Genomic DNA, 13,354 nt, shown 5'->3' with positions numbered 1-13,354 from the left:
TCACGCGCCCTCCCTCCGCGACAGGATCAATCGTCGGTTTCAGGGTCCTGAGTCGTGACGAGCACCTTATCGACCCGGAGGCCATCCATGTCGACAACCTCGAACTGGAAGACGCCCCATCTCCAGATATCGCCAGCCGTTGGCACCCGACCAAGTTGCGCCATCATCAGGCCACCGACGGTGTGATATTGCCCCTCAGTTTCGCCCGGCACAACGGGAACGTCCAGCAGGTCGCGAAGCTCAACGATGTCGAGGCTCCCGTCGACGAGCCACGACCCAGCGCCACGCGCGACAACCTCTGGGTCGGCGATACCTGCCAGGACGTCGAGGTCTCCAACGATCGTCTCGAAGACATCGGTGAGCGTGATCAGCCCCTGCACCGAGCCAAACTCATCGATGACGAACAGCCGGTGCGCCCCCGTCTCCGTCATCTGCGTCAGCACACGCAGCAGCGTCGTCGTTTCCGGGACGTAGTTCGGCGGCTCGACCTGCTTCAGATCCGGCGGCAAGCCGCTCGCCAGGCTGGCCGCCAGCGTGCGGATCGTCACCAGCCCGACCATTTTGTCGAACTCACCATCGTAGACTGGGAACGAGTCGAAATGCGCCGCACCGATGATTGCGCGAATCTCCTCCGGATCGGCGTTGATGTCGATCCCAACGACCTCGTGCCGCGGCGTCATCACCTGCCCGGCTGTCAGGTCGCCGAGATCCAGCACGCGATCCAATAGCTCGTGTTCGTCCGCGTCCAGCACGCCAGCCTCGGTCGCCTGATCAATCAGGTGCTCGACCTCTTCCTCTGTCACTTCAGATTCGGTGGACGGCGTCACCCGCAGGATCTTCAGCAGCCCTTCGGTCGAGGCACTCAGCAGCCAGATCACCGGACGCCCGACCATCGAGAGACCTCGCATCGGTCGCGCAACCGCCGAAGCGATTGCTTCCGGAAAGTGCAACGCCAGCCGCTTCGGTACCAGTTCGCCGACGACAAGCGTCATGTAGGTAATCGATGCGACCACCAGCGTCATCGCCGCCGCGTCGCTATGCCCGCCGACCAGCGGCAAGTCAGTCAGATGCGGCGAAATCAGCTTCGCGATGCGAGCGCCGCCGAATGCACCGGCCAGAATGCCGACGAGCGTGATGCCGACCTGCACCGTCGAGAGGAAGCGGTTGGGGTGCTCGGCGAGCTCGATCGCAGCCTCGGCACCGCTATTGCCAGCCTCGGCGCGCTGGCGCAGGCGGAATGGCCGCGCCGAAACGACCGCCAGCTCTGACATGGACAACGCGCCATTGATCAGCACTAGCACCAGCACCAGCAAGATTTCGAGCCAGATCGAGCTCATTCAATGCCCTTCACGAAGTCGATTGCGGGTTCAGGCGATGAAGCCGCCGATAAGCATTGGCAGCACAAAGATGACCAGCACGAACGCGAGGACCAGCAGGGCAAACGCCGCAGCCGCCGAAAGGATCTGGCGCACGGCAGAGTTGTAGGCGCGGCGACGCTCGCGCACGACGTGCGGGGCCGGTGGCTTCGGCGAGGCATGCGCCAGGCCGCTCTGCCCCGGTCGCATCGACGTGTAGCGCTGCATGATCGTGTCGGCCACGACGGTCGATCGCATCTGCTCATCGTATTCGCGGCGGATCTCCGGCTTCGACAGGACACCGTACGCCACGTTGATGAGCTTGGTGCGCTCTTCGGCCTTGGCCCGCTGGCGGGGATCCTGAAACCGATCGGGGTGGGTCATGCGCATGAGCTGCCGATAGGCGCGCACGATCTCATCCGAAGTCGCGCCATAGGCGACATCGAGGATCTGATAGTAATTGACCGTGGGGTCAAATCGCGGTCGTGCCGCCGGCACTTGTTGTCATTCCTCCGCCCGCAGGTGCACAGCACGTTGCCGTAGACGGGCGGAGAAAGTGTAGCGCAAGTTCATCGACGGCTAGTCGAAGACACGCAGCAGTCGGCGGATCAACGCGGTGTCGAATGTGCTCTCGCCGGTCGAGGCGGTGTGTCGCGACGCGTCCCCGGCCTCAACCAGCGGTGTGCCGTAGCGCCACTGATAGTAGTGCTGGCCGACATTGCCCATCTCCACCCGCCATTCGGCATCGTTCGACGGCGTATAAGTCAGGCAGCGACGCTCAAAGCACTGAACGAGAACGTCGGTGTAGACGCCCTTGAGCTTCACCTGCGACCAGAAGGCCTCGGTGATCGGATAGCCGGTCGCGTAGAACCACGGATCGAACAGCAAGCCCTCCTGCGTGCCATCCGGCGTTGCAATCAGCCCGCTGCTGTTGAGGTAGTCCCAGAAAACACCAGCGACGGAGTGCGACGTCGTGTCGATCCACGGGCCGGCGACGACGCCGTATTCCGCATAGCGCTCATCGATTCCAGTCGTGCCGTCGCGCGCCAGCGTGGCGTCAACGACCGTGCCGGTTTCGGCAGCCGCACCATTGAGCAGGTTCGCGAATGACGCGTAGGTTGGGCCGAGGTCGTCGTCCGGGTCACCGGCCACGCCAACCTGCGCCGGTGAATACGGCTGGAACGCCGCGTCACCGATCTGCATCTGGCCGGAGATGAGCTCCTTCACCAGCAGACCGTTGGTGACGTACCAGGGGTTCGAGCGGTCGGACAGCGGATCGGTGATCTCCATGCGGCTCTTGTCGAAGTAATAGACGAGGCGGCTGCCGTGCTGTGTGTCACTGTACGCCTCGTACTCGGACGTCTGCGGCTGATCTCCCCACAGCCAGGTACGGGTCGCTTCGCCGTTGGCGACGACGCTGTCGGTACGATCCCAGGTCGACTGAATCTCGCCGTAGACCGCGGCGCGCAGGGCAGCTTCCAGGTCCAGCAGACCAGCGCCAGTACCTGCCTGCGGCCCCGGATCGCCACTGTCGCTGGCCGTGCTCGTCAGGATCGTGCGCACGTCTTCAGCACCGATCCCCGGCTGGACCGCCTTGATCAACGCAGCAGCGCCCGAGACGATCGCCGACGAGAACGACGTGCCAGAGACCGGCTTGTTGTTCGAATAGAACACATCGGCCCAGTAGTCACCATACAGCGCATCCCACCCCGGTGAGAAGAGCGAGACGCCCGGAGCGGCGATGTCGATCCGCGAGACGCGCGAGGTGAAGTTGGCCGGGTTGCCATCCGGAGCAACGACACCAACCGCGATCGCTTCACTGTAGTTGGCCGGATAGCTGATGACGCTGACGCTGTTGCCACCCGCCGCAACGACGACAACGCCGTTGTCGCGCGCGTAGCGCACGGCGTCGCGCTCGGCCTGGACGTACTCATCCGAGCCGAGGCTCAGGTTGATCACGTCGGCACCATTGTCGACCGCCCAGTAGATCCCGGCGATTTCCAGGGCAACATCAATCGACCCGTCGTCGGATACGACGCGGATCGGCATGATCCGCACGTCCATCGCGACGCCGGCCGTGCCGTAGTCGTTGCCACCCTGAGCAGCAATCAGACCGGCCACATGTGTCCCGTGGCCATCCATATCAGCCGTGTTGCTGGAGCCATCGATAGCGTTGTAGCCCTCGACCAGCCGGTTGACGAGATCGGGTTGTGTCGGACTGACGCCGCTATCGATCACAGCGACGATGACGGGATCGGTGCGATCCGGGTCGTTCGCATCACCGGTGGTGATGTCCCACGCCTGCGGCGCGCGAATCTGCTGCAGCCACTCGCTCTGCTGCGCGTAATCGGGGTCGCTCGGCTCCCACGATAGATAGCGCTTGACGTTCGGCGCGGTGTTCAGCACGCCCGAATTCGCTCGCAGTCGGCGCGTCGCAGCCGCCGCGTCCGCCGCACTGGCGTAGTCAGCAACGACAACTGTGCCGCTCGCATCGAGCGCACGCACCGAACGCGCACCGTCGAGCGCCGCCGCATCCTGTGGCGAGCGAAGCTGGATGACGAGATCGGAAGATGGGAATGACAAATCCGCGGCAGACGCCGATGACGGCGAAACAAGCGAAAGGAATACACCAGCGACAAGGACGGCCACTAGTGCCAGCTGCGATCGCCGGATCAATCCCGGCGCGTAGCGTCGCACGATCAATTGCTCCCTGCCCCGTGTCCGTTTCCACCCCGCACAGCACTCCTCCCCCTGCTGGGAGACGCTGGCAGTGGACGCGGATGATGTACCAAATATCGGCGGTCGATGCTAGCCGGCCCGTTGCTCGCCAGCGTCAAATCGGCGCGCGACGGACTTCTCTTCGCTGATCCAGCACTGATTGTCATAGCAATCAGCAATGACTGCACAAGCCTCGTCAACCGAGTCCGTTACGATCAGGCGCTCAAGGTCTTCCGCGGCGATCTTTCCCTCTGCCAGCATCGTCTTGCCGATCCAGTCCAGCAAACCAGACCAGTAATCCGTGCCGAACAGGACAACCGGGAAATTGTGGATCTTGCCGGTCTGAATCAGAGTCAGCGCTTCAAACAGCTCGTCCATCGTGCCGAAGCCGCCGGGGAAGATGACGAACGCCTCGGCGTACTTCACGAACATGACCTTGCGCACGAAGAAGTAGCGAAAGTTAATCGCGATGTCGACGAACTCGTTCATGCCCTGCTCGAAGGGCAGCTCGATGTTGCAGCCGATCGACTGCCCGCCAACATCGACCGCGCCACGATTGGCCGCTTCCATGATCCCCGGTCCGCCACCAGTGACGATTGCAAAGCCCCTCTCGGCCAGCGCCGACGAGAGCGATCGCGCAGCCTGGTACATCGGATCGTCCTCATCGACGCGCGCCGAACCGAAGATCGTGACCGACTTGCCGACATCCGCCATCGTGTCAAAGCCGTGGACGAACTCACCCATGATCCGCAGCACCCGCCACGGATCGGTATGCACGAACGCCGAAGCGTCCGGCCGACCGGTCTGGCTGGCCAGCAGCAATTCGTCTTCGGTCGCTCGCCCCATTCGCTTCCCACGGTTCAGCGATGGGTTGTCGGTCATACGCGCCATTTGCGCCCACTCGGGCGATGGTTCGGCGTGTCCGGGTCGCGGTCGCTGTCCATCTGCCATTCAGCCGTCCAATCGTTTGTCGCGCTGTTGCTCCGCTTCAACTGTGGTCACAATCATGTCAGAACTATGGAACAACACTCGCTGCTCCGCTGTCGTGACTACTCAGCGCGCCCGAGTCATGGGATACTCCTACTCTGCCGGCCTTCGACGGAATACGAGGTGTCTGCGCGGCGTTCGAGACTGCGGCCGGTATGCTGCGCCAGGGGGTGTGCGGCCGGTCACCTCGACTAACATTGTGACGCAAGTGAGGATGGGCGCGCTGGTGAAGCTTTACGACACGCTGTCCGGCACGAAGGTGGACTTCGAGCCGCTTGACGGACATACCGTGCGAATGTATGTCTGCGGCGTTACGCCATATGACACAACGCACGTCGGTCATGCGATGACCTACCTGACGTTCGATGTCCTGAATCGCTACTGTCAATACCTTGGCTGGCGAGTTAAGTACGTCCAGAACGTGACCGACATCGACGATGACATCCTCAAGCGCGCCGCCCGCGACCACGACCGCTGGGACACCCTCGGCGATCGCCACACCCGCCGCCTCGTCGAGGACCTTTCGGCGCTCAGCGTCCTCTGGCCAAATCATTATCCGAAGGCCAGCGAGGAGGTCGAGCAGATCATCGAGCTCGTCAGCTCGCTGGAGCAGGGCGGCTTCGCCTACAAGGCCGGCAACAACGTCTACTTCCGCACCAGGGCCGACGAGGACTACGGCGCACTCGGCAAGTACAGCCACAGCGAAATGGTCGAGCTCTCGGCCGAACGCGGCGCGAACCCGGACGACCCCAACAAGGAAGACCCGCTCGACTTCATCCTCTGGCAGGGTCAACAGCCGGGCGAGCCGGCGTGGGACAGCCCGTGGGGACCGGGACGACCGGGCTGGCACATCGAGTGCTCGGCGATGGCGACGCGCTACCTCGGACCGCAAATCGACATCCACGGCGGCGGCTCTGACCTGATCTACCCACATCACGAGAGCGAGATCGCGCAGTCGCAGCACGCCTGCGGCGCGGCACCGTTCAGCCAGGTCTGGATGCACATCGGCATGGTGCGCTACCAGGGCGAAAAGATGAGCAAGTCGCTCGGCAACCTCGTCCTCGCCCGCGATGTTCTGCGCGTCCATAGCGCCGACGCCCTGCGCCTCTATCTGCACTCGAACCACTATCGCGACGCCTGGAACTACCGCGACACCGGCCCGGCCGAGTATGAGGGCGTCGCCAGCCTGCTGCGCGAGGCCGCCCGGCTCGACTCCCGCCACGGCGACGATTTCGACGCCTCCGGCTTCAAGTCTCGCTTCCTGGCCGCGCTCGATGACGACCTCGATACGCCGACGGCACTCAAGTGCCTGACTGAGCTGGCCGGCGAGATCATCAACCACGCAGCCGAGGGCGACAACGTCCGTGGAGCGCAGACGATGCTGCGCGAACTGGCCGGCCTCTTCGGCGTCCAGGGAGTCCGCTAGCAGGTATCGCACTCCAGAAGCTCATGTGCCTCAGTGGTACGCTTGCCGTCGGAATCGGTCGTCCTTTGACCGAACTGGCGGCAAGTTCACTATTGGGCAGGACAATGAGCACAGACAGCCAGATCCGGCTTGCACTCCCGCAGGAGCAACGCGATCCACGCATCGTCCGCCGCTGGAAATTCATCATCGCCATCAGCATGATCACGATTCTGATCGTTTCAGCAGTCAACGTCTATCTCATCAACCGGCGCCCGAGCATCCCGGATGAGATCGAGGGCGTGACGCATTACAACAATCTGCCGAATGGGATCGTTGCCGGACCGATCGAGTACGATCACACGCCGCCCGTCGGTGGCATGCACGACCAGTACGCGCAGCTCTGCGGCTATTACCGTGTGCCGGTCGAAGATCGCAATATCGTCGCATCGCTCGCCACCGGCGCGGTCTGGATTGCCTATCGGCCGGACCTCTCAGAGCATGACTTCCAGACTCTGCGCAGCGAGTCGGATGGCGTGCTCGACGTGTTGCTCACGCCGTATCCGGGCCTGCAAGCGCCAGTCGTCCTCACCGCCTGGGGCCGCCAACTGGAGATTCAGGACCCCAGCGACGAACGGGTGAAGCTGTTTGTCTATGTCTACAAGAACCGCGAGTGGGCACCAGAACGAGACAAGTCCTGCTCAATCGGCGTCGGACTCCCCGGCCCGGAGTAGTCGCATCGCCCCGCATCGCGTCCGGCTCGTCCTGGCTCTCGCCTTAGGGGTTGTCTTCCTCGCGCTCTGGTGGGGACTCGTCCCGCAGTCATCGCCCGGCGATCTGGTCCTCTATTTTGATTACGCCAACCACATCAAGGACGGCCACGTTCCCTACCGCGATTTCCAGATAGAGTACCCGCCGCTGGCGCTCGTCCCGATCCTGATCGCGTTCGTCCCCAGCCACATCGTCGGCGGCTTCTTCTCCGGCTTCGCCTTCCTGTTTGCACTGCAGAACTATCTGCTGGCGCTCGGCTGCGGACTGATCGTCTGGTCGCTCATGCCGCAGGTTCTGCCGGATGAGGACGAGGACACACACATCCTCCGTCTGGCCGTCTACGTCCTCGGGTTCCTGCTGCTGGGCCAGATCACGATCGCCCGCTTCGACCTCATGCCGACGTTCCTGACTCTCGCCGCCGTCGCCCTCTGGCTCCGTCGGACACCGCGAGCCGAAGTCAGTGCCTGGCTGGTACTGGCGCTGGCGGTTGGCGTCAAGCTCGTGCCGGCGATCATTGCACCAATCCTGCTGCTCGATCTGCTGGCGCGTCGCGGCCTGCGAACGACAGTCATGCAGGGCGCACTCTTCGGCGGAGTGTTGGCGATCCTGCTCCTGCCGCCGCTATTGATCGATCCTTCGGGCTACATCGCAGCGTACACATATCAAGCAGATCGCGGCATTCAGGTCGAGTCGATTTACGCCAACGTCCTGTTGCTGCTCAGCAAGGCCGGGCTGGTCGATATCGTCACCGCCCACGCCTGGGGATCGTTCGAGTACGTCTCGCGCTGGACAGCGCCGCTGCGCTCACTCTCGTCGGTCATTCAGCTCGCGGCACTCGCTGCATCGTACGTCGTCTATGCGCTCGTGCGGTTACACACACGCGCCGACGAATCCCGCGTCCCTGCTGTCCTGCTGACCGCCACCACCCTCACCCAGCTCGCATTCATCGCCACCGGCAAGGTGTTCTCCCCGCAGTACCTGATCTGGCTGATGCCGTTTATCGTGCTGCTGCCCGGGCATCTGGCGCGTCGCACCATCGGCGTCTTCCTGGCAGCACTGGTCGCGTCGCAACTCATCTTCCCGCTCTTCTATGGCTCGCTTCGCAACCAGACAGCATGGGGCGCACTCATCCTGACTACTCGTAATCTACTGATCGTCGGACTGGTCGTGCTGGTGTTCGCGACGCTTCAACGCCTTCGTCGTAGCCAATCTGCGGATTGCGCGACACAATAAGCAACACAAACGTTGATACAGTCCAGATGACGAAGATCCGAAGCGATCAGGGAGGTCAGATGTCCGCGCCCGTACTCGAATACCCCGGCCAGCAGACACCCGACCCCAGCGCCGATGAAGTGCTGGCGATCTGCCATGATCAAGATGTCCGCTTCGTCAACCTGCAATTCACCGACATCATGGGTGTCGTGAAGATGGTGACCATCCCGATCGAAGTCTTTCCGGACGTGATCGTCAACGGCCAATGGTTCGATGGCTCGTCCATCGCCGGATTCGCGCGCATCGCCGAGAGCGACATGTTCCTGATGCCGGACCTCTCGACCTTCCGCGTGATCCCCTGGGAGCGCGGCGAGAACACGACCGCCCGGGTCATCTGCTGGGTGCATCGCCCGGATGGCGAGCTCTTTCCCGGTGACCCACGCGCCGTCCTGTTGCGCCAGCTGCTGCGACTCGCCGAGCTTGGCTTCGTCTACCACACCGGCCCGGAGGTCGAATTCTTCTTGCTGCGCAAGAACGGAGACGCCCTCGCCGTCCTGCCATCCGACCGCGGCGGCTACTTCGATCTCTCAACCGACATTGCCGCCGAAGTCCGCAAGGACATGGTCCGCGCGCTGCAATCCATGGGCATCGCCGTTGAGGCGACCCACCACGAGACCGCCGTCGGCCAGCACGAGATCGACTTCGAGTATGCCGACGCGATGACGACCGCCGATCAGGCCATCACCTTCAAGTTCACCCTTAAGGCCGTCGCCCAGCGGCACGGGCTCCACGCGACATTCATGCCCAAGCCGTTCGAGGGCATGGCTGGATCGGGCATGCACACGCATCAGTCGCTGGCGCGCCTCGACGCCGACAACTCCGTCGGGGAGAACGTCTTCGTTGACCTCGGTGATCCGTACGGACTGTCGCAGATCGCGCGCCAGTTTCTCGCCGGGCAGTTAGCGCATATACGCGCCATGACCGCGGTGCTCAACCCGCTGGTGAACTCGTACCGCCGCCTCGTCGCAGGGTTCGAAGCGCCGATCTACGTCTCCTGGGCGCGACAGAATCGCTCGGCGCTCATCCGCGTGCCAACTACGCGCACCGGTCGGCACGCCGCGACGCGCATCGAGCTGCGCTGTCCCGATCCATCCTGCAATCCGTACCTCGCGTACGCTGTGATGCTGGCAGCCGGACTCGACGGTATCGAGCAAGGCATGGAGCTGCCCGAGCCGGTCGAAGAGAATCTGTACCTGTTCGGCGACGAGGACCTGGCGCGCCGGAATGTCGGCACGCTCCCGACTACCCTCGGTGAGGCCATCGCGGAACTGGCCAATGACGAGGTCATTAAATCCGCCCTCGGCGAGCATATCTACGAGCGACTGACGGAAGCGCAAACGCGCGAGTGGCGCGCCTTCTGCCACCACGTAACCAACTGGGAGCGCGATCGCTATCTGGAGATCTACTGATCCGCGCTACGCCTGCAATCGCTCGGTGCTCGTCGCCTGCGACGGCTGGATGACGCGGAAGCGCGTGCGGCCTATCTCGTTGCCATCGACGCTGACCGACACGACATAGCCACCGGCCTTCGGAAACGACAGATTCAGTCCGGCCGCCAACTGGACACGCTGCGGGAGTTCCGGGTCAGCATTGGCGACACGCCCCGCCTGAAACTGGATTTCAGCCGTCGCGATCGTGGATGTCCCCTCCTGGTCAAATATCTGGATGCGGGCCATCTTGCGCTGCATCGTCCCTGCGCCCGGCATTCGGAACGCAATCGCCAGCCCGCACGGTCGGTTCACCGGGAATGGGCCATTCACGATCAGCGTGTCCCAGCCGCCGCCGAGCACGTACAGCTTGCCGTTCACGATCTGTGCTGAATCGGCCAGCATTACCCAGTCGATCTGCATCCGCCCCGCCAAATCGTCCATGCGCGCTCCCTCACAACCACCATGCCCGATCATCTTTCCGGTCGACACCATACTCGAATTCGAGTGTGACCCGGTGGAACAGTCTCGCCGCAGCCGTTATGCTTGCGCCTGCGTCCGCACCGTGGGGCAGTGAGCCACCATCCGCAATCGAGGGGAATTCTGGTGCAGAGACTCGCCACCCGTAGTCCATTCACATTCATTGTGCTCTGCGTCCTGTTGCTGGTGAGTGGGCTTCCCGTTTACGCAGCCACTTCAGCGAACGGTTCGGAGTCCAGCAATTTCAGCGCGGAGTCACTGAAAGATCCGGTGCTCGATTCTGAGCTGGTTCGGCTCGCGCGCGCCGCAGATGCTGGCCGTCCGAATGCTGAAGGATTCGGCACGTCTGACGAATCCGGGCGCATCGCCGTTTCTATCACCATCGACGGCAGCGCAACCCAGACAGCGCAGGTGCTGACCGCGCGCGGCATACACGTCGCCAACGTTGGCCAGGAGACCGTCGAGGCGCTCATAGATCCAGCCGATCTCAGTAGTCTGGCGGACATCGCTGGTGTGCAGCAAGCGCGGGTGCTAGAGCGTCCGGTTCCGCTAGCCGTCGTCAGCCAGGGTGCCGAGATTCACGGCTCACCCGAGTGGAATGCTCACGGGCTCACCGGAACCGGCATCAAGGTCGGCGTCATCGACCTCGGCTTCTCCGGCTACAGTTCTCTGATCGGCACTGAACTGCCCAACCCCGTCGTCTACTGCTTCGCATCGCTTGGTCAGGCGTCTGACGAGCTCAGTGCCTGTGAACGCGGCGGCGTGCATGGCACGGCAGTCGCAGAAACGCTGATCGACATCTCGCCGGACGTGACGCTCTACATCTCCAACCCGCAGTCGCTGCTCGACCTGCATAACGCAGTCGACTGGATGATCTCGCAGGGTGTCACGATCATCAATCACTCGGTCGGTTGGACGTGGGAAGGACCCGGCGACGGCACGTCACCCTATGCGGACGGCGCGCTTGCCGCAGTCGATCAGGCCGTCGCAGCCGGCATCACCTGGATCAACGCAGCCGGGAACGAGGGACTCTCGACCTGGACCGGTCCGTGGGCAGATGTCGACGCGAACGGTTATCTCGAGTTCTCGAATGGCAGCGAGCGCAACGCGATCTCCTCGCTTGCCGGCCAGGAAATCATTCTTCAATTGCGCTGGGACGACAGTTGGGCCAACGCCACGACCGACATCGACCTGTACATCGTCTCGGCATCTGGCGAAATCCTGCGCGGCTCCGAAAAGCCCCAGAACGGCCTCGCCGGGCAGAACCCGTTCGAGTTCATCCGCTTCACGCCAAGCACGCCCGGCCCGTACTACGCCGTCGTCCACCTGTATGGCGGCGCTGTGCCTAGCTGGATTCAGATCCAGGAATTCAACGGCTGGCAGCTTAGTTCCAGCACCGCGACCGGCTCGATCGCCAACCCGGCCGAGAGCGCCAATGCCGGCCTGCTCGCTGTCGGGGCGACCGCCTGGAGCCAGCCGACACTGATCGAGCCATACAGCAGCCGTGGTCCAACCCGAGACAATCGCATCAAGCCGGACGTGGTCGGCGTCGACTTCGCCAACACCGCCTCTTACGGATCGTCGGGATTCTCCGGCACCAGCCAGGCCTCGCCACACATTGCAGGACTCGCTGCGCTGGTCAAGCAGCGCTTCCCCGACTACGGTCCAGCCGAGATCGCGGCATTCCTGAAGGCGCACGGTGATCACAGCGCCGCGCCGGATAACACCTGGGGGGCAGGCCTGGTCCGCCTCCCGGAGATTGTTGACGGCGAGAACCCGATCCCGGCGCTCGTCAGCGCATCGCCCACGTCGCTATCGTTCGGCGCATTTCCGATGAACCTGACCATCTCTGGCGCAGGTTTCGCAGCAGACGCAGTCGTACGCGTGAATGGCGATGATCGCGTCACGACGTTCGTCTCGCCAACCGAGCTCACTGTGGCGCTGCTGGAACGCGACACCGCCGACCTCGCGCCACTATCGCTCACCGTCTTCAACCCGAGCCCCGGCGGCGGTGTGTCGAACATCATCAATGTCCCAATCACCGGCCAGCCGGATGTCGACACAACTGCCTTCGGTCGCACCTGGGAACGCACCGATGAGCCGGTGCGCGAGCTGATGGTCACTCGCACCTGGATGTGGGGCGGCGAACCATTTACCGATCCGCTCACCGAGGAGTACGCCGATTCGCCAGGCGGCCAGCGCACCGTCCAGTACTATGACAAGAGCCGGATGGAGATCACCAACCCATCCGACGATCCCATCGAGCTGTGGTACGTCACGAACGGCCTGCTTGTCCGCGAGCTGATCACCGGCGAGATGCAGGTGGGCGACGACGCGTTCCAGACGCGCTCGCCGGCCGACGTCAACGCCGCCGGCGACCCTGACGGCACGAGCGGCCCGACCTACGCGACGTTCGGCCCGACGCTCGACGACCCGGCAGTGCCGGACGGCGCAACGATCGTCCAGCAAATCGACCGTGCCGGCAACATAACGGTCGACATGGACCTCGCGAGCTACGGCGTCACCGCCGCCTATCGCGTGCAGGAGCCGGGACTGAATCACCAGGTCGCGTCCGTCTTCTGGGATTTCATGAACTCAGAGGGACTGATCTACAGCGACGGCGACTACCTCACCGACCGCCTGTTCGAGAACCCGTTCTACGCAACCGGCTTCCCGATCACCGAGGCCTACTGGACATGGGTGCGCGTCGGCGGCGTTGAGCAGAACGTCCTCATCCAGTGCTTCGAACGCCGCTGTCTGACCTACACACCCAGCAATCCGGACGGCTGGCAGGTCGAAGCCGGCAACGTCGGCCGCCACTACTATCAGTGGCGCTACGGGGTGAAGCCGCCGGAGTGAGTAGCAGGATCATTTGAGGTCGGCAGTCACTCACGCGTGCTAGTTGCCAGCCCATGATGCCCCGAAAGCGCTAACTATCCGGC

At 63.3% G+C, this 13,354-nt stretch carries 10 protein-coding genes; 5 read left to right on the top strand and 5 right to left on the bottom strand.

Translation table 11 applies throughout. The features are described 5' to 3' along the window. Positions 1–26 precede the first annotated feature (26 nt). The 4 genes from M9890_02890 to M9890_02875 all read right to left on the bottom strand — a co-directional run bounded on the left by M9890_02890 (position 27) and on the right by M9890_02875 (position 5,024). The gene (locus M9890_02890) at positions 27–1,337 is read right to left on the bottom strand and encodes a hemolysin family protein (protein ID MCO5175907.1); all 1,311 of its coding nucleotides are present in this window, start codon (positions 1,335–1,337) and stop codon (positions 27–29) included. A 30-nt stretch (positions 1,338–1,367) separates the two neighbouring features. Continuing rightward, positions 1,368–1,853 (bottom strand): J domain-containing protein, encoded by a 486-nt coding sequence (locus M9890_02885; protein ID MCO5175906.1) that lies wholly within the window; start codon positions 1,851–1,853, stop codon positions 1,368–1,370. 81 nt (positions 1,854–1,934) lie between these two features. After that, the gene (locus M9890_02880) at positions 1,935–4,052 is read right to left on the bottom strand and encodes a S8 family serine peptidase (protein MCO5175905.1); all 2,118 of its coding nucleotides are present in this window, start codon (positions 4,050–4,052) and stop codon (positions 1,935–1,937) included. A 111-nt stretch (positions 4,053–4,163) separates the two neighbouring features. Then, the gene (locus M9890_02875; GenBank protein MCO5175904.1) at positions 4,164–5,024 is read right to left on the bottom strand and encodes a TIGR00730 family Rossman fold protein; all 861 of its coding nucleotides are present in this window, start codon (positions 5,022–5,024) and stop codon (positions 4,164–4,166) included. A 262-nt stretch (positions 5,025–5,286) separates the two neighbouring features. On the opposite strand from M9890_02875, the gene cysS reads away from it, so the two are divergent. From cysS to glnA, 4 genes are all read left to right on the top strand, one after another. Further along, positions 5,287–6,486: a cysteine--tRNA ligase gene (gene cysS / locus M9890_02870; protein ID MCO5175903.1), complete on the top strand. Its 1,200-nt coding sequence runs from the start codon at positions 5,287–5,289 to the stop codon at positions 6,484–6,486. A gap of 104 nt (positions 6,487–6,590) precedes the next feature. After that, complete coding sequence (locus tag M9890_02865; GenBank protein ID MCO5175902.1) at positions 6,591–7,196, top strand: DUF3105 domain-containing protein; 606 nt, start codon at positions 6,591–6,593, stop codon at positions 7,194–7,196. Continuing rightward, a complete protein-coding gene (locus tag M9890_02860; protein ID MCO5175901.1) occupies positions 7,117–8,466 on the top strand; it encodes a hypothetical protein in 1,350 nt (449 codons plus the stop codon). Before M9890_02865 ends, M9890_02860 begins: the two co-directional genes overlap by 80 nt. Positions 8,467–8,525: 59 nt before the next feature. Continuing rightward, complete coding sequence (gene glnA, locus M9890_02855; GenBank protein ID MCO5175900.1) at positions 8,526–9,914, top strand: type I glutamate--ammonia ligase; 1,389 nt, start codon at positions 8,526–8,528, stop codon at positions 9,912–9,914. A gap of 6 nt (positions 9,915–9,920) precedes the next feature. Here the strand turns inward: glnA and M9890_02850 are convergent, their stop codons facing one another. Beyond that, positions 9,921–10,376, bottom strand: a complete 456-nt coding sequence (locus M9890_02850) for a hypothetical protein (GenBank protein MCO5175899.1) — start codon at positions 10,374–10,376, stop codon at positions 9,921–9,923. Positions 10,377–10,538: 162 nt separating this feature from the next. On the opposite strand from M9890_02850, the gene M9890_02845 reads away from it, so the two are divergent. Continuing rightward, entirely contained in the window at positions 10,539–13,271 is a 2,733-nt protein-coding gene (locus M9890_02845) for a S8 family serine peptidase (GenBank protein MCO5175898.1), read from the top strand. Positions 13,272–13,354: the final 83 nt, after the last annotated feature.

The sequence above is a fragment of the Thermomicrobiales bacterium genome (assembly GCA_023954495.1).
Classification (GTDB): domain Bacteria; phylum Chloroflexota; class Chloroflexia; order Thermomicrobiales; family CFX8; genus JAMLIA01.
Note: the sequence above shows the minus strand (reverse complement) of the source record. Positions and strands in the feature narration are given on the sequence as shown.

Bases quoted from the DNA above. Each gene is read 5' to 3' on its own strand.
- M9890_02890 (MCO5175907.1), bottom strand. From the start codon at position 1,337: ATGAGCTCGATCTGGCTCGAAATCTTGCTGGTGCTGGTGCTAGTGCTG.
- M9890_02875 (MCO5175904.1), bottom strand. From the start codon at position 5,024: ATGGCAGATGGACAGCGACCGCGACCCGGACACGCCGAACCATCGCCC.
- M9890_02865 (MCO5175902.1), top strand. From the start codon at position 6,591: ATGAGCACAGACAGCCAGATCCGGCTTGCACTCCCGCAGGAGCAACGC.
- M9890_02860 (MCO5175901.1), top strand. From the start codon at position 7,117: ATGTCTACAAGAACCGCGAGTGGGCACCAGAACGAGACAAGTCCTGCT.
- glnA (MCO5175900.1), top strand. From the start codon at position 8,526: ATGTCCGCGCCCGTACTCGAATACCCCGGCCAGCAGACACCCGACCCC.
- M9890_02850 (MCO5175899.1), bottom strand. From the start codon at position 10,376: ATGGACGATTTGGCGGGGCGGATGCAGATCGACTGGGTAATGCTGGCC.